The following is a 15872-nucleotide window of genomic DNA, read 5'->3' as shown; positions in this document are numbered from 1 at the left end:
CCCTATCTGCCGTGGGCGTAGGAAAATTGAGAGGAGCTGCTCCTAGTACGAGAGGACCGGAGTGGACGAACCTCTGGTGTACCGGTTGTCACGCCAGTGGCATAGCCGGGTAGCTAAGTTCGGACGGGATAACCGCTGAAAGCATCTAAGCGGGAAGCCTCCCTCAAGATGAGTTTTCCCATGAAGCCCGTTGAAGACTACGACGTTGATAGGCAAGGTGTGGAAGCGCAGTAATGTGTGAAGCTAACTTGTACTAATTGGCTGATTGTCTTGACCATATAATCTGAGTTACTTCGGGTTATAGAAGTAGACGATAAAATAGAGTAGAATGTGTTACCTCGAATCTTTACCAGGCCTTGGGCTTGTTGATTAAAAAAATCATCAATCTGAAGGTAAACAGTTTTCCTGGCGACAATAGCGGTTTGGAACCACCTGATCCCATCTCGAACTCAGAAGTGAAACGAACATGCGCCGATGATAGTGTGAGGCTTCCTCATGCGAAAGTAGGTCATCGCCAGGGTTTTATTTAAGTGACCTAAATATAGTTATTAATATATAAAAAAGTCACTAAATGTTTTACAAATAATGTAAAAGCGTACAGGCTGGCGTAGCTCAGTTGGTAGAGCAACTGACTTGTAATCAGTAGGTCCCGGGTTCGATTCCTGGTGCCAGCACCATCTAAGTAGAAGAGAATGTCAACTAAAATGTTGACATTCTCTTCATCTTAAAAGACAATAGCGTTCTTTTTGGAGGGGTTCCCGAGCGGTCAAAGGGATCAGACTGTAAATCTGACGGCTCTGCCTTCGAAGGTTCGAATCCTTCCCCCTCCACCAGTTAAAGTTGAAAAGATAGAAAGCGGGTGTAGTTCAATGGTAGAACTTCAGCCTTCCAAGCTGATAGCGTGGGTTCGATTCCCATCACCCGCTCCATAAATGTAGTAGAATATTTGCTTGTGGATGAATATTTGGCAAGCCGATATATTAAGCCCACATAGCTCAGGCGGTAGAGCACTTCCTTGGTAAGGAAGAGGTCGTTGGTTCGAGTCCAGTTGTGGGCACCATGTAAATATCAATTAGCAAACGGGGAGACTTTCCGATGGCGAAGGAAAAATTTGAACGTAAAAAGCCGCACGTAAATGTGGGGACTATTGGCCACGTGGATCATGGTAAAACAACCTTGACAGCTGCGATTACAACAATCATGGCGAAGAAGTATGGCGGTACTGCAAAAGCGTACGATCAGATTGATGCTGCGCCAGAAGAAAGAGAGCGTGGTATTACTATTTCTACTGCACACGTAGAATATGAATCAGCTAACCGTCACTACGCGCACGTTGACTGCCCAGGACATGCTGACTACGTTAAGAACATGATCACCGGAGCTGCCCAGATGGATGGAGCAATCTTGGTTGTATCTGCAGCAGATGGCCCTATGCCACAAACCAGAGAACACATATTGTTATCTCGTCAGGTTGGTGTTCCTTATATTGTTGTATACATGAACAAAGCGGACATGGTTGACGATGCTGAGCTGTTAGAGCTGGTTGAGATGGAAGTTCGTGATCTGTTAAGCAGTTACGAGTTCCCTGGCGATGATATTCCAATTGTTGTTGGTTCAGCGTTAAAAGCATTGGAAGGTGATACCAGCGATATCGGCGTACCGTCTATTGAAAAATTGGTTGAAACTTTGGATTCATATATTCCAGAACCAGTTCGTAACATTGATAAATCATTCCTGTTACCAATTGAAGACGTATTCTCAATTTCAGGACGTGGAACAGTTGTTACTGGACGTGTTGAGAGTGGAATTATTAAAGTTGGTGAAGAAGTTGAGATTGTTGGTATTCATGATACTCAGAAAACAATCTGTACCGGTGTTGAAATGTTCCGTAAACTTCTTGATGAAGGACGTGCCGGTGATAACGTGGGTGTGTTATTGCGTGGAACCAAGCGTGATGAAGTTGAGCGTGGACAAGTATTAGCTAAACCAGGTACAATCAAGCCGCACACCAAGTTTGAAGCTGAAGTATACGTATTGTCTAAAGAAGAAGGTGGTCGTCATACGCCATTTTTCAATGGATACCGTCCTCAGTTCTATTTCAGAACGACTGACGTAACAGGTACTTGTGATCTTCCATCTGGAATTGAAATGGTTATGCCAGGAGATAACGTTCAACTCGTTATTAACTTGCATGCACCTATTGCGATGACAGAAGGTTTACGTTTCGCAATTCGGGAAGGTGGCCGTACTGTAGGCGCCGGTGTTGTCGCTAAAATAATCGAGTAATTATAATGAGTAGCAATCAAAACATTAAAATAAGATTAAAATCCTTCGATCATCGGTTGATTGACTTATCAACTCGAGAGATCGTTGAGACAGCTAAGCGTACAGGTGCTCAAATTCGTGGACCTATACCTTTGCCTATCAGAAAGGAAAAATTTACCGTATTGACTTCTCCGCATGTAAACAAAGATGCGAGAGATCAATATGAATTACGTACTCATAAACGCTTGGTCGTTATTGTTCATCCAACTGAAAAAACAGTAGATGCATTGATGAAATTGGATCTGGCTGCTGGGGTTGATGTTCAGATAAGCCTTGATGACTAATTGTTAGGGTGAAGGATATTAAAGAGGTGTTACAATGATGATCGGTTTATTAGGCCGTAAAATCGGTATGACGCGTGTTTTTACCGCAGAAGGAGTTTCAGTTCCTGTTTCTGTTGTAGAAGTACACCCAAATCGTGTTTCTCAAGTTAAAACTATTGATGCTGATGGCTATTCAGCAGTTCAATTAACTGGCGGAACCAAAAAAGCTAGCAAAGTAAGCAAGCCTATGGCTGGTCACTTTGCCAAGGCTGAGATTGAAGCTGGTGATATGCTCACTGAATTTCATGTTGAATCTGAAGATGCTTACACTCTTGGTCAGGTTATTTCTGTAGCTGATTTGTTCAGTGCAGGACAATATGTTGATGTGTCTGGTGTCAGTAAAGGTAAAGGTTTCGCTGGTACCGTAAAACGATACAACTTCAGAACACAAGATGCGACTCATGGTAACTCCAGATCTCATCGTGTACCCGGTTCAATAGGTCAAAACCAAACTCCAGGTCGTGTTTTTAAAGGTAAAAAAATGGCAGGTCATATGGGTAATGCTCATTGCACTACTCAAAGCCTGGAACTTGTTCGTGTTGACGCTGAGAGAAATTTACTACTGATTAAAGGTGCTATTCCTGGAGCTCCAGGTTCACGAGTAGAAATTAAGCCTGCGATCAAAAAGCAAGCAAGAGGTGAGTGATGGAAATTACTACTATAGATACAAAAACTCAACTGCAACTTAATGATGAAGTTTTTGCATATGCATACAACGAAGGCTTGGTGCATCAGGCAGTTGTTACATACATGAATAATGCGCGCAGCGGTAATAGCGCACAAAAAACACGCTCTGAAGTTAGAGGTGGTGGAAAAAAACCTTGGAACCAAAAAGGAACTGGCCGTGCTAGAGCTGGTACCATCAGAAGTCCTATTTGGAGAAGTGGTGGAGTAACTTTCGCATCAAAAAAACGAGATTACTCACAAAAACTTAATAAAAAAATGTACAAACGTGCATTACGTAGTATAATCTCCGAACTTTGTCGTACAGGCAACCTGGTAGTCGTTAATGATTTCCAATGTGAGAGCCATAAGACTAAAGATTTCATCAACAAAATGACACAGATGGATATTAAAAATGCTCTGATCATTATGAATGAAGTTGGTGAAAGTGAATATTTAGGTTCTAGAAATCTAATTGACTACGATATCTGTGATGTTACAACTATAGATCCTGTTTCCTTACTCAGATTTGAAAAAGTTGTTGTTACAGAAGCTGCAATTAAAAAAATTGAGGAACAGTTACAATGAATGCTGAGAGATTGATGATGGTTCTTCGTGAACCACATACTTCTGAAAAGGCTACTGTCATGGCCGATAAGTTTAAGCAGTTCACATTTAAAGTGTTAAAAACTGCGACAAAAACAGAAATTAAAATGGCTGTGGAGCACATATTTAATGTAAAAGTTAAGCATGTATCTGTTATCAATGTAAAGGGCAAATCCAAACGCTTTAAACAAACCAGCGGTAAAAGAAGTGACTGGAAAAAAGCATTTGTATCCCTTCACGCTGATCAAGATATTGACTTTACAGTTACCGAATAAGGCAGATTAAGATGGCACTACTAAAATCGAAACCGACTTCGCCTGGGAAACGTGGCGAAATACGTGTTGTTCATCACAATATCCATAAAGGCAAACCCCATGCAGCATTAGTTGAAAAACTAAAGAAAACTGGTGGAAGAAATAACCAGGGTAGAATCACTGTACGACATATTGGTGGTGGACAACGTCAAAAATACAGACTTGTAGATTTCAAGCGTGATAAAGATGGAATCGCAGGACGAGTAGAGCGTCTAGAGTACGATCCTAACCGGACAGCGCTAATTGCTCTGATTGCATATAAAGACGGTGAAAAAAGATATATTATCGCCCCATCAAATCTGGAAGTAGGAGCTACAGTACTAAGTGGTGCTGATTCTCCAATTAGTGTAGGTAATTGCCTGCCGCTTAAAAATATTCCAGTTGGTACAACGATCCACTGCGTTGAAATGAAACCAGGAAAAGGCGCTCAGATGTTAAGAAGTGCTGGATGTAGTGGACAAATTGTAGCTAAAGAAGGTATCTATGCTACTTTACGCCTTCGTTCAGGTGAGATGCGTAAAATACACGTTTTATGCCGCGCTGTAATAGGAGAAGTAAGTAATAGCGAGCATAGTCTGCGCTCTTTAGGTAAAGCAGGTGCAAAACGTTGGAGAGGTGTAAGACCAACTGTTCGTGGTGTGGCTATGAACCCTGTTGATCACCCACATGGTGGTGGTGAAGGTCGTACTTCTGGTGGACGTCATCCAGTTTCTCCTTGGGGTGTTCCAACTAAAGGTTATAAAACCAGAAGTAATAAGCGTACTGATGGCTTTATTGTCAGAAGACGTAAAAAGAAATAATTATTGAGAGGATATCAAGTGGCTCGTTCTATTAGAAAAGGTCCATTTATTGACCATCATTTGATCAGCAAAGTAGAAGCTGCAATCGAATCAAAATCAAAAAAGCCAATTAAAACCTGGTCTAGACGTTCAACAATCGTTCCTGAAATGATTGATTTAACAATTGCCGTTCATAACGGTAAAGATCACGTACCTGTATATATTACAGATAATATGGTTGGTCACAAACTAGGTGAGTTTGCCATGACTCGTACATTCAAAGGCCATTCTGGAGACAGAAAGGCTAAAGGCAAGTAAGAGGATATGATGGAAGTTACAGCTAAGTTAAAAGGTGCTCCTTTATCCGCTCAAAAGGGCAGATTGGTAGCCGATATGATACGTAATATGAACGTATCTGGTGCGCTTGATGTCCTCAAGTTTACACCAAAAAAAGGTGCTCAATTGATGTTGAAATTATTAGAATCAGCGATTGCTAATGCTGAAAATAATAATGGAGCAGATATTGATGATCTAAAAGTAGGTATGGTATGCGTTGATGAAGCAGCGACTTTAAAACGTATTAGTCCCAGAGCTAAGGGTCGTGCAAATCGTATTTGTAAACGTACCTGCCATATCACGATTAAAGTGTCTGACGAGGAATAGCAATGGGACAAAAAGTAAACCCGATAGGCATACGCCTTGGTATTATTAAAGATTGGAACTCAAAGTGGTTCGCTGGAAAACGCTACGCTGAATTCTTAATTCAGGATATTAAATTACGCACTGAGCTTAAGAAAAAACTTATGGCTGCGGCAGTAAGCAAAATTTTAATTGAGCGTCCTGCTAATAATGCTGTAGTTACGATTCAAACTGCCAGACCTGGAATTATCATTGGTAAAAAAGGTGGCGGTATTGAAACGCTGCGTAAAGAGATTTCTGACAAATTAGGTGTACCTGTTCATCTAAATATTGAAGAAATAAAGAAACCCGAACTTGATTCAACTCTTGTTGCTGAAGGTATTGCTCAACAGTTAGAGCAACGCGTTATGTTTAGAAGAGCTATGAAACGAGCGGTAACATCAGCTCTAAAGGCTGGTGCAAAAGGTATCAAAATCTGCGTAAGCGGACGACTTGGTGGTGCTGAAATAGCTCGTTCTGAGTGGTATAGAGAAGGTCGTGTACCATTACATACATTTAGAGCTGACATCGATTACGGTACGGCCGAATCTAAAACAACCTACGGAATTATTGGTGTTAAAGTCTGGATCTTCAAAGGTGAAATTTTGCCTCAAAAGAAAAGATTATCTGACAGCGCCCAGTGAGTGAGGAATAAGTATCATGTTGCAACCAAAGCGTACTAAATACCGCAAACAGATGAAAGGCCGTAATAGAGGTTTAGCCTTACGCGGTAGCAAAATTAGTTTCGGTGAGTTTGGTCTGAAGGCTTTAGAGCGTGGTCGTTTAACCGCTCGTCAGATTGAAGCCGCTCGTCGAGCGATGACACGTCATATTAAGCGTGGTGGTAAAATTTGGATTCGAGTATTTCCAGATAAACCAATTACACAAAAGCCTTTAGAAGTGAGACAAGGTAAAGGTAAAGGTAGTGTTGAATATTGGGTAGCTCAAATACAGCCTGGAAAGGTTCTATTTGAAATGGAAGGTGTTTCAAGAGAGCTTGCAATGGAAGCTTTCGACCTTGCCAAAGCAAAACTTCCTTTCAAAGTAATATTTGAAGAACGGACGGTAATGTAATGAAAAAAATCGATGAATTGCGCAATTTGACTGTAGAAGAATTGCAAACTGAATTGCTTTCATTACGTAAAGAACAATTTAATTTACGAATGAAGAAAGCAAGTGGCTCACTAGATAAAACACATCTCATCACTCTGGTGCGTAAATCAGTGGCAAAAGTTAAAACAATGTTGACTGAAAAGGCAGGTAAGTGAAATGTCTACTAATAGTGAATCGAATGCCAGAACTATGGTTGGAAAAGTAGTTAGTGACAAAATGGATAAAACAATCGTAGTAATGATTGAGCGTACTGTGAAACATCCTAAGTACGGAAAAATCATGAAGCGCAGAACTAAATTGCATGCACACGATGAAAATCAAGTATGTCAAATAGGTAATACTGTAAAGATCCGTGAGTCAAGACCACTCTCTAAAACGAAAAGCTGGGTATTAGTCGAAGTAATTTCTTAATCAACTCGGTTGATATACTTTTAAAACCCTAAAAGGCCTGATATAATCAGCAACCTTTTTCTGGTCGAAATTAGAGCTGGAGAATATAATGATCCAAATGCAGACAGTGCTCGAAGTTGCTGATAATAGCGGAGCACGAAAGGTAATGTGTATTAAAGTACTTGGCGGATCACACAGACGGTATGCCCGTGTTGGTGATGTCATCAAAGTCAGTATTAAAGATGCGATACCAAGAAGTAAAGTAAAAAAGGGTGCTGTGATGAAGGCTGTTGTTGTTCGAACTGCGCAAGGTGTGCGTCGAGATGACGGGTCTTTAATTCGATTTGATGGAAACGCAGCAGTACTTTTAAATAACCAAAACGAGCCAATTGGAACTCGTATATTTGGCCCTGTTACTCGCGAGCTACGAGAGAAATTTATGAAAATAATTTCTCTGGCTGCTGAAGTTTTGTGAGAAGGATTAAAGTATGAAACGTATTAGATCAGGCGATGAAGTAATTGTAATCGCCGGTAAAAGTAAAGGTCATGTGGGTAAAGTCCTACGAGTAATCGGTAACTCAGTTGTAGTTGAGGGGGGCAATTTAATTAAGAAACACGTTAAGCCTAATCCTCAAAAACCAGAAAACAAAGGTGGAATTATTTCACGTGAGGCTCCACTACACGTTTCAAACGTTGCTCTTTACAACCCTGTTACTAAAAAGGCAGATAAAGTAGGCTTTAAGTATCTTGAGAATAGCGGCGTTAATAAAAAAGTTAGATATTTTAAATCTAACGATGAAATAATTGACCGTGTTTAATTAGGTGATTGAAATGGCAAGACTTAAAGAGTTTTACAAGAAAGACGTCGTCACAATGATGATGAAACGGTTCAACTATTCAAGTGTTATGGAAGTTCCAAAAATACTGAAAATCACCCTGAATATGGGTGTTGGAGAAGCCGTTGGTGATAAAAAAGTTATGAATCATGCTGTAGAAGACATGACTCTTATTTCTGGTCAAAAACCAGTTATTACCAAAGCTAAAAAATCACTTGCTGGTTTTAAAATCAGAGAAGGTTGGCCGATTGGATGTAAAGTTACTCTAAGACGCGAACGGATGTATGAGTTTCTAGACAGATTGATTTCAGTTACTTTACCCCGGGTGAGAGATTTTCGTGGATTAAACCCTAAATCTTTTGACGGAACTGGTAACTACAGTATGGGTATACATGAGCAAATTGTATTTCCAGAAATTGATTTTGATAAAACTGATGGTATAAGAGGTTTAGACATTTGTATTACTACAAGTGCTAAAACAAACGAAGAAGCTAAAGCTTTGTTAGAAGCATTTAATCTTCCATTGAAAGATAGAGATAGAAAATAAAAGGGTGAAATTGTGGCTAAAAAATCAATGCTTGTGCGAGAGTTAAAGCGTGGAAAACTGGTAGAAAAATACAGACAACGCAGAAACGAATTAAAACAATTGATTAAATCTTCTGATGATTTCCAAGTTATAATGGAATCTCAGGCAAAATTAGCAAAATTACCAGTTAATTCAAATCCTGTTCGTCATAGTACTCGATGCCAGTGTTGTGGACGGCCACATGCAGTCTATCGCAAATTCAGTCTTTGCAGAATTTGCCTCAGACAACAGCTTATGGTTGGCAATGTACCCGGCGGAAGAAAATCGAGCTGGTAAATTATTTAGATTGGAGAACGATTGTGAGTATGCATGATCCAGTTGCTGATATGCTGACCAGAATACGAAATGGTCAACAAGCGAAACATCAGCAAATAACATTAGTTTCTTCTAAGTTAAAGGAAGAAATTGCTCGTGTTTTGAAGGAAGAAGGTTATATTGAGAATTTCTTCGTTGAAACATTAGACAATAATCTTAAGTCCATAACTGTTAAGCTAAAGTATTATCACGGTAGACCAGTTATTGAGTTGATTAAAAGAATTAGCCGGCCAGGACTAAGAGTATACAAATCTTACAAAGATTTATCATCAATCCCAGGATTTGGTGTGGCTATTTTATCTACATCTAAAGGTATAATGACTCACATATCTGCTAAATCTAAAGGTGTTGGTGGCGAAGTCATTTGTGAAGTGGCTTAATTCTTGCGAGGAATGATATGTCTAGAGTAGCTAAAGCCCCTGTTGTTCATCCAGCAAATGTTGAAGTAACATTCGTTGATGGAACAATCACTGTAAAAGGGCCTAAAGGAACACTAACCCAAAAAATTAACCGGTTAGTTAGTATTACTAAAAGTAAAGAGTCTAACCAATTAGAATTTGCTCCTGCAGCAAACGATCCAAAGGCATGGGCTCAAGCTGGAACAGCAAGAGCATTGGTAAGCAATATGGTTCACGGTGTTACTGATGGTTTTACAGTAACTCTTGAGTTGGTTGGTGTGGGTTATAGAGCACAAGCCAAAGATAATTCTATTACCTTATCTCTAGGTTTTTCTCATCCTGTTGAATATGAATTACCAAAAGGTGTGAGTGTTGAAACCCCAAACAATACAACTGTTGTACTGAAAGGCGTTGATAAGCAAATTTTGGGACAAGTAGCTTCTGAAATTAGAGCGTTTAGACCACCAGAGCCTTATAAAGGCAAAGGAGTTCGCTACGCTGGTGAAGTAATTGCTCGAAAAGAAGCCAAAAAGAAATAAGGTATAAGTTATGAATAAGCAAAACTCGCGTGAGAGACGTGGATTAAAAGCAAAAGCCTTAATCCGTAAATCGGGTAGAGCAAGATTAGTTGTTTATAGAAGCGGAACGCATATCTATTCACAAATTGTTCAAGCTGATCAACTCGGTGATAAAGTTTTGGTAGTATGTTCTACCAATGAAAAAGAATTACGAGCCAGTTTATCTGGGAAATGCAAAGTAGAACAAGCTACTTTAGTTGGCAAGATGCTTGGAAATCGTGCCAAAGAACAAGGCATTAGCCAAGTTGCATTTGATCGTGCTGGTTATAAATATCATGGCCGAGTGAAAGCACTTGCTGAAGGTGCTCGCGAAGCTGGATTAGATTTTTAAGGAACGATTATGGCATTCGAAGATTCACCCAAGTCAGATGGATATCAAGAAAAGTTGGTATCAGTAACTCGTACCGCAAAAGTTGTTAAAGGCGGACGTGTTTTTGGCTTTGCTGTTTTGGTCGTTGTTGGTGACGGAAAGGGTAAAGTTGGTTTTGGTAGAGGTAAGGCACGAGAAGTTCCAATTGCAATTCAGAAAGCTATGGATCAAGCCAAGAAAAACATGGTTTACATTCCTCTTTCTGGAACGACAATATTCCATGAAATTACCTTTAACTACGGCGCATCAAAAGTATTTATGAAACCAGCTAGCGAAGGTACAGGGATTATTGCTGGTGGTGCTATGAGAGCTGTACTTGAAGTATTAGGTGTACAAAATATACTTGCAAAAAGTATTGGTTCTACTAATCCAAGTAATATTGTCCGAGCAACTATTGGTGCCTTAACCAGTATTGGTACACCAGATTACGTTGCAGCCAAACGTGGTAAAACTGTTAATGAAGTAATGGCGGGCTAATTATGGAAAAGAAAATTAAAATCACTTTGGTTAAAAGTACTATTGGTAGAAAACCAAAGCATATTCATATTGCAAAGCAGTTAGGTTTAGGTAAAACAAATTCAAGTGTATGTCACAATGACACACCAGCTATTCGTGGACTTGTTAATGCAATAAACTACCTGCTGCTAGTCGAGGAGAGTGTATAATGAATCTGAATTCACTATCACCAGATCCCGGTTCAAGACCTCCAAAAAAGCGTTTAGGTAGAGGTATAGGATCCGGTTTAGGTAAAACCAGTGGTAAAGGCCATAAAGGTCAAAAAGCCAGAGCAGGCGGATACCATAAGATTAACTTTGAAGGCGGTCAGATGCCAATTCAAAGACGTCTTCCTAAAATGGGATTTAAGTCTCGTATTGGCAGAACAGTTGATGAAGTATGCTTGAGTGAGCTTGCTAAGTTAACCGCAGATGTCATTGATATTAAAGTTTTGCGTGAAGCTGGAATAATTAACAGTTCAATAAAAGATGTAAAAGTTATTCTTTCCGGTGAGTTAACTACAGCCATCAAGCTTAAGGGTTTAAGAGTTACTAAAGGTGCTCGTTTAGCTATCGAAGGCTTGGGTGGTAGTATAGAAGAGTGACTATGAAAAACCAAAAACATAATGGAAGCCAATCACGTGGTGGGTTGGCTGAACTAAAATCAAGATTGATATTTGTTATTCTAGGGATTTTAGTTTACAGATTAGGCGCTCATATTCCTGTTCCAGGATTGGATCCTAATAAGTTGGCTAATTTCTTTAATGAGCAACAAAATACAATTTTTGGCTTATTTAATATGTTTTCTGGTGGCGCATTATCTCGTGTAACGGTCTTTGCTATTGGAATAATGCCGTATATTTCTGCTTCCATTATCATACAACTCTTTTCGGTTGTTTCTCCAAAACTGGAGCAATTGAAGAAAGAAGGCGAGTCTGGACGTAGAAAAATAAATCAATACACTAGATATCTAACTCTGTTGCTATCAATATTCCAGTCACTAGGCATGGCTCGATGGCTCGCAGGACAACAAATTGCATTACAACCAGATTTTTCATTTTATTTTACAGCTGTTGTTACATTAGTCACTGGAACAATGTTCTTAATGTGGTTGGGTGAACAGATAACAGAAAAGGGTGTAGGGAATGGTATTTCTCTGATCATTTTCTCTGGTATCGTTTCCAGTATGCCAACAGCAATTGCCTCAGTGCTGCAACAAGTTAAAGAAGGGCAAATGCAAGCGTTGACCTTGGTCATCGTTGCTGTAGTTGTAGTAGTGGTAACTGGTTTTGTAGTGTTCATGGAGCGTGCGCAACGTCGTATACGAGTTAATTATGCTCAAAGAACGCAAGGTAGAAAGGTTTATGCTGCTCAAACTAGCCATTTACCTTTAAAAATCAATATGTCTGGAGTAATTCCCCCAATTTTTGCGTCCAGTATTATTTTACTGCCTGCAACTTTAGCACAATTTTTTTCGCACACTAAAGGTATGGGTTGGCTGTCGGATGTCGGAATGGCTCTGTCTCCAGGACAACCGTTGTATTTGATTGTATATGCCCTTGCAATTTTGTTTTTTGCTTTCTTCTACGCAGCGTTAGTATTTAACCCAAAGGATACAGCAGAGAACTTGAAGAAATCTGGAGCATATATACCCGGAATTAGACCTGGTGAACAAACAACTAAATATATTGATTCTGTTATGACTCGATTAACTTTGGTTGGCGCTTTATATCTGGTACTGGTTTGTTTATTGCCTCAGATCTTAATGTACACATGGCATGTTCCTTTCTATTTTGGTGGAACATCATTACTGATTATAGTTGTAGTTATTATGGATTTTGTAGCTCAGATACAAGCTCATTTAATGACCCAACAATATGATTCGTTAATGAAAAAGGCTAATTTTAAAGGTACGAAACTACCTGGTCTATTATGATTTTTATCGGAGTTCGGAATGAAAGTAAGAGCATCAGTAAAGCGAATTTGTCGCAATTGCAAAATTATTAAAAGAAGTGGCACTATACGAGTAATTTGTAAGGATGCCAGGCATAAACAAAAGCAAGGTTAATATCTGCTTGATTTAATTTTATAAAAATAGTATTCTTCTGTCCCTTTCGACAGAACAAAATAACGTTCGGAGAAGCTAATGGCTCGTATTGCAGGAGTGAACATACCTGATCACAAACATGTGGTAATTGCTTTAACAGCTATTTATGGTATTGGTAAAACCACATCGTTAAAATTATGTAAAACAGTTGATATTGATCCTTCAGCTAAAGTTTCGCAATTATCAGATGCTCAGTTAGAGTCATTAAGAATTGAAATTGCAAAAATTACAGTAGAAGGTGATTTACGTCGTGTTGTTACTATGAACATTAAACGATTGATGGACCTTGGCTGTTATAGAGGCTTAAGGCATAGAAGAGGATTACCCTTGCGCGGACAACGTACGAAAACAAATGCTCGTACTAGAAAAGGCCGTAGAAAAGGCACTAGTAATTGATTTTTCATGTAGGAAAATAAGATGGCAATAACTAAGTCAAAACAGCAAAAAGTACGAAAAAAGGCAAAACGTGTTGTATCAGATGGTATAGTTCATGTTCATGCATCTTTCAATAATACAATTGTTACCTTTACTGATAGACAAGGTAATGCATTATGTTGGGCAACATCTGGTGGTTCTGGTTTCAGAGGTTCCAGAAAAAGTACACCTTATGCTGCACAAGTTGCAACAGAGCGTGCAGCTGTTGTTGCTAAAGAATATGGTATGAAATCTGTAGCAGTATTTGTTCATGGTCCTGGTCCTGGTAGAGAGTCCACTATTCGTGAATTAATATCCCAGGATTTTAAAATTGTTGAAATAACCGATGTAACTGGCATACCCCATAATGGTTGTAAGCCACCTAAAAAACGTCGTGTATAAGACTCAGGAGTAATTAATGGCTAGATATCTTGGTCCAAAATGTAAATTATCACGACGTGAAGGTTGTGATCTATTACTAAAAAGTGGTGTGCGTGATCATAAATCCAAGTGTAAATCTGAAAAGTTACCTGGACAACATGGTGATAAAAAGCCACGTTTAAATGGCTACGGAATTCAGCTTAGAGAAAAACAAAAAATCAGAAGATTATATGGTGTTCTTGAAAAGCAATTCCGCAATTATTATACAATGGCAGCTCGTCAAAAGGGTTCTACAGGTGAAAATCTGATGTCTCTTTTAGAAAGACGTCTTGATAATGTTGTATATCGTATGGGTTTTGCTAGCACTCGTGCAGAAGCTAGACAATTAGTAACTCATAAGGCAATACTTGTTAATGATAAAATAGTTAACGTACCTTCATTTTTAGTAAGTCCTGGCGACGTTGTTACTGTTCGTCAAAGAGCTAAAAGTCAGGGTCGGGTTCAGGCAGCTTTGGCATTATCTGAACAACGAGCTCCTTGTGATTGGATTACTGTAGATTCTACTGCTTTTAAAGGTACTTTCTCTACAGCACCAACGTTAACTGACTTATCTTCAGACTACAACGTAAATCTTGTTGTAGAACTTTACTCTAAGTAAGCTCGGAGAAATAGCTGAATGTATACTGAAATCAATGAAATGCTAACGCCTAAAGTGCTTAAGGTACAGGCAGAGTCACCTTATAAAGCTAGAATCGTTCTAGAGCCTTTGGAGAGAGGTTTTGGTCACACCCTCGGCAATGCGTTGAGACGTATATTATTGTCATCTATGCCTGGAAGTGCCATTACTGAAGCCTCAATTGATGGAGTTCTTCATGAATACAGTACAATTGAGGGCGTTCAAGAAGACGTGGTTGATTTGTTACTTAACTTGAAGTTAGTAGCTATTAAATTGACCGTGGGTGAGGAAGCTACTATTACTCTGAATAAACAAGGTCCTTGTCAGGTAACTGCTGGCGACATTCAATTGACGCATGGGCAGGAAATTGTAAATCCTGAGCTTGTTCTTGCCAACTTGAATGAAAAGGGTAAATTGAATATGACCCTGAAGGTAGAGCGTGGAATTGGTTTTCATAATACTGATTCGTTCGTTAGTCACCTTGATGATGAGATTGAAAAGAAATCAGTTGGTAAATTAAAAATTGATAATAGCTTCTCTCCTGTAAAGAAAGTTGCTTATTTTGTCGATAGTGCGCGTGTTGAAAATCGTACTGATCTTGACAAGTTAACAATTGAATTAGAAACGAATGGTACGATTGATGCGGAAGAAGCAATCCGTATTTCAGCCAGTATTCTTCAAAGACAGCTTCATGCCTTTGTTGATATGAAATTTGAAGAATCACGATCTGATAATAAAGAGCGCAATGATTTCGACCCCGTTTTATTACGTTCTGTTGATGATTTAGAGTTAACTGTTCGTTCTGCTAATTGTTTAAAAGCAGAAAACATTCATTATATTGGCGATTTAGTTCAAAGAACTGAAAATGAGCTGTTAAAAACACCTAATCTTGGTAAGAAATCTCTTACTGAAATTAAGGATGTATTAGCTTCTCGCTCATTATCGCTTGGAATGAAACTTGAGAATTGGCCGCCAGCAAGTCTTGGCGAGTAATATTTAGGAGTCTTTGTTATGCGTCACCGTAATTCGGGCCGTAGTTTTAGCCGTACAAGTAGCCATCGTAAAGCCATGTTTTCTAACATGTGCTGTTCTTTGATTGAGCATGAGTTGATTAAAACAACTTTACCAAAAGCAAAAGATTTACGTCGTTACATTGAACCTTTAATTACTGTTAGTAAGGCTGATTCAGTAGCATCTCGTCGTCATGCTTTTGATATTTTACGTTCTAAATCTGCTGTAGGAAAATTGTTTAGTGATTTAGGACCACGTTTTGTGGAAAGACCTGGTGGTTATGTTCGTATCATCAAATGTGGCTTCAGAGAAGGTGATAATGCGCCAATGGCTATAGTTGAGTTATTAGATAGACCAGTGGCTAATACTGAAGCAGATGAGTAGTTTATACTGTCTTTATACGAACCCGCTTAAAGCGGGTTTTTTTTTACTTTTATATATTGTTATAATTGAATTTTACTACCTAATAAGTGGATTTTTGAAGCTGTATATATAATTCAAATATTATGGCCAGG

General features: G+C 39.1%; 29 protein-coding genes, 4 tRNA genes and 2 rRNA genes. All 35 read left to right on the top strand.

Annotated elements, in window-relative coordinates; genetic code table 11:
• A 23S ribosomal RNA gene (locus G543_RS0116705) occupies positions 1-278 on the top strand; the annotation flags it as partial.
• A gap of 126 nt (positions 279-404) precedes the next feature.
• Positions 405-520 (top strand): 5S ribosomal RNA (gene rrf, locus G543_RS0116700).
• Between the two features lie 81 nt (positions 521-601).
• A tRNA-Thr gene (locus tag G543_RS0116695) sits at positions 602-677 on the top strand.
• Between the two features lie 71 nt (positions 678-748).
• A tRNA-Tyr gene (locus tag G543_RS0116690) sits at positions 749-833 on the top strand.
• 22 nt (positions 834-855) lie between these two features.
• Positions 856-929: transfer RNA gene (locus G543_RS0116685), tRNA-Gly, on the top strand.
• A 55-nt stretch (positions 930-984) separates the two neighbouring features.
• Positions 985-1060 (top strand) — tRNA-Thr (locus tag G543_RS0116680).
• A gap of 35 nt (positions 1061-1095) precedes the next feature.
• Positions 1096-2286, top strand: a complete 1191-nt coding sequence (tuf, locus tag G543_RS0116675) for an elongation factor Tu (protein ID WP_028385545.1) — start codon at positions 1096-1098, stop codon at positions 2284-2286.
• A 5-nt stretch (positions 2287-2291) separates the two neighbouring features.
• Entirely contained in the window at positions 2292-2609 is a 318-nt protein-coding gene (gene rpsJ, locus G543_RS0116670; RefSeq protein WP_003633094.1) for a 30S ribosomal protein S10, read from the top strand.
• Positions 2610-2643: 34 nt separating this feature from the next.
• A complete protein-coding gene (gene rplC, locus G543_RS0116665) occupies positions 2644-3294 on the top strand; it encodes a 50S ribosomal protein L3 (RefSeq protein WP_051190762.1) in 651 nt (216 codons plus the stop codon).
• Positions 3294-3899, top strand: coding sequence for a 50S ribosomal protein L4 (gene rplD, locus G543_RS0116660; protein WP_028385543.1), 606 nt, complete (start codon positions 3294-3296; stop codon positions 3897-3899). Before rplC ends, rplD begins: the two co-directional genes overlap by 1 nt.
• Positions 3896-4192 carry a 50S ribosomal protein L23 gene (gene rplW, locus G543_RS0116655; protein WP_028385542.1) on the top strand — a complete coding sequence of 99 codons (297 nt, stop codon included), beginning with the start codon at positions 3896-3898 and terminating at the stop codon, positions 4190-4192. The genes rplD and rplW overlap by 4 nt, the downstream gene beginning before the upstream one ends.
• Positions 4193-4203: 11 nt before the next feature.
• Complete coding sequence (rplB, locus tag G543_RS0116650; protein ID WP_028385541.1) at positions 4204-5031, top strand: 50S ribosomal protein L2; 828 nt, start codon at positions 4204-4206, stop codon at positions 5029-5031.
• A gap of 18 nt (positions 5032-5049) precedes the next feature.
• A complete protein-coding gene (gene rpsS, locus G543_RS0116645) occupies positions 5050-5328 on the top strand; it encodes a 30S ribosomal protein S19 (protein ID WP_018577115.1) in 279 nt (92 codons plus the stop codon).
• A 9-nt stretch (positions 5329-5337) separates the two neighbouring features.
• Complete coding sequence (gene rplV / locus G543_RS0116640) at positions 5338-5673, top strand: 50S ribosomal protein L22 (RefSeq protein ID WP_028385540.1); 336 nt, start codon at positions 5338-5340, stop codon at positions 5671-5673.
• A 2-nt stretch (positions 5674-5675) separates the two neighbouring features.
• Positions 5676-6332: a 30S ribosomal protein S3 gene (rpsC, locus tag G543_RS0116635; RefSeq protein WP_028385539.1), complete on the top strand. Its 657-nt coding sequence runs from the start codon at positions 5676-5678 to the stop codon at positions 6330-6332.
• Between the two features lie 16 nt (positions 6333-6348).
• The gene (gene rplP, locus G543_RS0116630) at positions 6349-6762 is read left to right on the top strand and encodes a 50S ribosomal protein L16 (RefSeq protein WP_028385538.1); all 414 of its coding nucleotides are present in this window, start codon (positions 6349-6351) and stop codon (positions 6760-6762) included.
• Complete coding sequence (gene rpmC / locus G543_RS0116625; protein ID WP_028385537.1) at positions 6762-6956, top strand: 50S ribosomal protein L29; 195 nt, start codon at positions 6762-6764, stop codon at positions 6954-6956. The genes rplP and rpmC overlap by 1 nt, the downstream gene beginning before the upstream one ends.
• Position 6957: 1 nt before the next feature.
• Complete coding sequence (rpsQ, locus tag G543_RS0116620) at positions 6958-7212, top strand: 30S ribosomal protein S17 (protein WP_028385536.1); 255 nt, start codon at positions 6958-6960, stop codon at positions 7210-7212.
• A gap of 88 nt (positions 7213-7300) precedes the next feature.
• Positions 7301-7666 carry a 50S ribosomal protein L14 gene (rplN, locus tag G543_RS0116615; protein WP_028385535.1) on the top strand — a complete coding sequence of 122 codons (366 nt, stop codon included), beginning with the start codon at positions 7301-7303 and terminating at the stop codon, positions 7664-7666.
• A 13-nt stretch (positions 7667-7679) separates the two neighbouring features.
• Positions 7680-8009, top strand: coding sequence for a 50S ribosomal protein L24 (gene rplX / locus G543_RS0116610; RefSeq protein WP_028385534.1), 330 nt, complete (start codon positions 7680-7682; stop codon positions 8007-8009).
• Positions 8010-8022: 13 nt separating this feature from the next.
• A complete protein-coding gene (rplE, locus tag G543_RS0116605) occupies positions 8023-8574 on the top strand; it encodes a 50S ribosomal protein L5 (RefSeq protein WP_028385533.1) in 552 nt (183 codons plus the stop codon).
• A 12-nt stretch (positions 8575-8586) separates the two neighbouring features.
• Positions 8587-8889, top strand: coding sequence for a 30S ribosomal protein S14 (gene rpsN, locus G543_RS0116600; protein ID WP_028385532.1), 303 nt, complete (start codon positions 8587-8589; stop codon positions 8887-8889).
• Between the two features lie 29 nt (positions 8890-8918).
• Positions 8919-9308, top strand: coding sequence for a 30S ribosomal protein S8 (gene rpsH / locus G543_RS0116595; protein WP_199741688.1), 390 nt, complete (start codon positions 8919-8921; stop codon positions 9306-9308).
• A gap of 17 nt (positions 9309-9325) precedes the next feature.
• Positions 9326-9865 (top strand): 50S ribosomal protein L6, encoded by a 540-nt coding sequence (gene rplF / locus G543_RS0116590; RefSeq protein ID WP_028385530.1) that lies wholly within the window; start codon positions 9326-9328, stop codon positions 9863-9865.
• A gap of 10 nt (positions 9866-9875) precedes the next feature.
• The gene (gene rplR, locus G543_RS0116585; protein ID WP_028385529.1) at positions 9876-10235 is read left to right on the top strand and encodes a 50S ribosomal protein L18; all 360 of its coding nucleotides are present in this window, start codon (positions 9876-9878) and stop codon (positions 10233-10235) included.
• Positions 10236-10244: 9 nt separating this feature from the next.
• Positions 10245-10751, top strand: coding sequence for a 30S ribosomal protein S5 (gene rpsE / locus G543_RS0116580; protein WP_028385528.1), 507 nt, complete (start codon positions 10245-10247; stop codon positions 10749-10751).
• 2 nt (positions 10752-10753) lie between these two features.
• Positions 10754-10939 (top strand): 50S ribosomal protein L30, encoded by a 186-nt coding sequence (gene rpmD, locus G543_RS0116575; protein WP_028385527.1) that lies wholly within the window; start codon positions 10754-10756, stop codon positions 10937-10939.
• Positions 10939-11373, top strand: coding sequence for a 50S ribosomal protein L15 (gene rplO / locus G543_RS0116570; RefSeq protein WP_028385526.1), 435 nt, complete (start codon positions 10939-10941; stop codon positions 11371-11373). The genes rpmD and rplO overlap by 1 nt, the downstream gene beginning before the upstream one ends.
• A 2-nt stretch (positions 11374-11375) precedes the next feature.
• A complete protein-coding gene (gene secY / locus G543_RS0116565; RefSeq protein WP_028385525.1) occupies positions 11376-12704 on the top strand; it encodes a preprotein translocase subunit SecY in 1329 nt (442 codons plus the stop codon).
• A gap of 18 nt (positions 12705-12722) precedes the next feature.
• On the top strand, positions 12723-12836 hold the full coding sequence (rpmJ, locus tag G543_RS18855; protein ID WP_010946099.1) for a 50S ribosomal protein L36: 114 nt from the start codon (positions 12723-12725) through the stop codon (positions 12834-12836).
• 78 nt (positions 12837-12914) lie between these two features.
• Complete coding sequence (gene rpsM, locus G543_RS0116560; protein WP_028385524.1) at positions 12915-13271, top strand: 30S ribosomal protein S13; 357 nt, start codon at positions 12915-12917, stop codon at positions 13269-13271.
• A 21-nt stretch (positions 13272-13292) separates the two neighbouring features.
• Complete coding sequence (rpsK, locus tag G543_RS0116555; protein WP_028385523.1) at positions 13293-13691, top strand: 30S ribosomal protein S11; 399 nt, start codon at positions 13293-13295, stop codon at positions 13689-13691.
• A 16-nt stretch (positions 13692-13707) separates the two neighbouring features.
• Positions 13708-14328: a 30S ribosomal protein S4 gene (gene rpsD / locus G543_RS0116550; RefSeq protein WP_028385522.1), complete on the top strand. Its 621-nt coding sequence runs from the start codon at positions 13708-13710 to the stop codon at positions 14326-14328.
• Positions 14329-14346: 18 nt separating this feature from the next.
• The gene (locus G543_RS0116545) at positions 14347-15339 is read left to right on the top strand and encodes a DNA-directed RNA polymerase subunit alpha (RefSeq protein ID WP_028385521.1); all 993 of its coding nucleotides are present in this window, start codon (positions 14347-14349) and stop codon (positions 15337-15339) included.
• Between the two features lie 18 nt (positions 15340-15357).
• The gene (gene rplQ, locus G543_RS0116540; RefSeq protein WP_028385520.1) at positions 15358-15741 is read left to right on the top strand and encodes a 50S ribosomal protein L17; all 384 of its coding nucleotides are present in this window, start codon (positions 15358-15360) and stop codon (positions 15739-15741) included.
• The last annotated feature ends 131 nt before the right edge of the window (positions 15742-15872 follow it).

It is taken from the genome of Legionella moravica DSM 19234 (assembly GCF_000423305.1).
Classification (GTDB): Bacteria; Pseudomonadota; Gammaproteobacteria; order Legionellales; family Legionellaceae; genus Legionella; species Legionella moravica.
Note: the sequence above shows the minus strand (reverse complement) of the source record. Positions and strands in the feature narration are given on the sequence as shown.

Excerpts from the sequence above, each read along its gene's own strand:
- rplF (WP_028385530.1), top strand. The coding sequence starts at position 9,326 with ATGTCTAGAGTAGCTAAAGCCCCTGTTGTTCATCCAGCAAATGTTGAA.
- rplN (WP_028385535.1), top strand. The coding sequence starts at position 7,301 with ATGATCCAAATGCAGACAGTGCTCGAAGTTGCTGATAATAGCGGAGCA.
- rpsC (WP_028385539.1), top strand. The coding sequence starts at position 5,676 with ATGGGACAAAAAGTAAACCCGATAGGCATACGCCTTGGTATTATTAAA.
- rplB (WP_028385541.1), top strand. The coding sequence starts at position 4,204 with ATGGCACTACTAAAATCGAAACCGACTTCGCCTGGGAAACGTGGCGAA.
- rpsE (WP_028385528.1), top strand. The coding sequence starts at position 10,245 with ATGGCATTCGAAGATTCACCCAAGTCAGATGGATATCAAGAAAAGTTG.
- rplX (WP_028385534.1), top strand. The coding sequence starts at position 7,680 with ATGAAACGTATTAGATCAGGCGATGAAGTAATTGTAATCGCCGGTAAA.
- G543_RS0116545 (WP_028385521.1), top strand. The coding sequence starts at position 14,347 with ATGTATACTGAAATCAATGAAATGCTAACGCCTAAAGTGCTTAAGGTA.
- rpmJ (WP_010946099.1), top strand. The coding sequence starts at position 12,723 with ATGAAAGTAAGAGCATCAGTAAAGCGAATTTGTCGCAATTGCAAAATT.
- rpsJ (WP_003633094.1), top strand. The coding sequence starts at position 2,292 with ATGAGTAGCAATCAAAACATTAAAATAAGATTAAAATCCTTCGATCAT.
- tuf (WP_028385545.1), top strand. The coding sequence starts at position 1,096 with ATGGCGAAGGAAAAATTTGAACGTAAAAAGCCGCACGTAAATGTGGGG.
- rpmD (WP_028385527.1), top strand. The coding sequence starts at position 10,754 with ATGGAAAAGAAAATTAAAATCACTTTGGTTAAAAGTACTATTGGTAGA.
- rpsH (WP_199741688.1), top strand. The coding sequence starts at position 8,919 with ATGCATGATCCAGTTGCTGATATGCTGACCAGAATACGAAATGGTCAA.
- rplO (WP_028385526.1), top strand. The coding sequence starts at position 10,939 with ATGAATCTGAATTCACTATCACCAGATCCCGGTTCAAGACCTCCAAAA.
- rplV (WP_028385540.1), top strand. The coding sequence starts at position 5,338 with ATGGAAGTTACAGCTAAGTTAAAAGGTGCTCCTTTATCCGCTCAAAAG.
- rplW (WP_028385542.1), top strand. The coding sequence starts at position 3,896 with ATGAATGCTGAGAGATTGATGATGGTTCTTCGTGAACCACATACTTCT.
- rpmC (WP_028385537.1), top strand. The coding sequence starts at position 6,762 with ATGAAAAAAATCGATGAATTGCGCAATTTGACTGTAGAAGAATTGCAA.
- rpsQ (WP_028385536.1), top strand. The coding sequence starts at position 6,958 with ATGTCTACTAATAGTGAATCGAATGCCAGAACTATGGTTGGAAAAGTA.
- secY (WP_028385525.1), top strand. The coding sequence starts at position 11,376 with ATGAAAAACCAAAAACATAATGGAAGCCAATCACGTGGTGGGTTGGCT.
- rplC (WP_051190762.1), top strand. The coding sequence starts at position 2,644 with ATGATGATCGGTTTATTAGGCCGTAAAATCGGTATGACGCGTGTTTTT.
- rpsK (WP_028385523.1), top strand. The coding sequence starts at position 13,293 with ATGGCAATAACTAAGTCAAAACAGCAAAAAGTACGAAAAAAGGCAAAA.
- rplR (WP_028385529.1), top strand. The coding sequence starts at position 9,876 with ATGAATAAGCAAAACTCGCGTGAGAGACGTGGATTAAAAGCAAAAGCC.
- rplE (WP_028385533.1), top strand. The coding sequence starts at position 8,023 with ATGGCAAGACTTAAAGAGTTTTACAAGAAAGACGTCGTCACAATGATG.
- rpsM (WP_028385524.1), top strand. The coding sequence starts at position 12,915 with ATGGCTCGTATTGCAGGAGTGAACATACCTGATCACAAACATGTGGTA.
- rplD (WP_028385543.1), top strand. The coding sequence starts at position 3,294 with ATGGAAATTACTACTATAGATACAAAAACTCAACTGCAACTTAATGAT.
- rpsD (WP_028385522.1), top strand. The coding sequence starts at position 13,708 with ATGGCTAGATATCTTGGTCCAAAATGTAAATTATCACGACGTGAAGGT.
- rplQ (WP_028385520.1), top strand. The coding sequence starts at position 15,358 with ATGCGTCACCGTAATTCGGGCCGTAGTTTTAGCCGTACAAGTAGCCAT.
- rplP (WP_028385538.1), top strand. The coding sequence starts at position 6,349 with ATGTTGCAACCAAAGCGTACTAAATACCGCAAACAGATGAAAGGCCGT.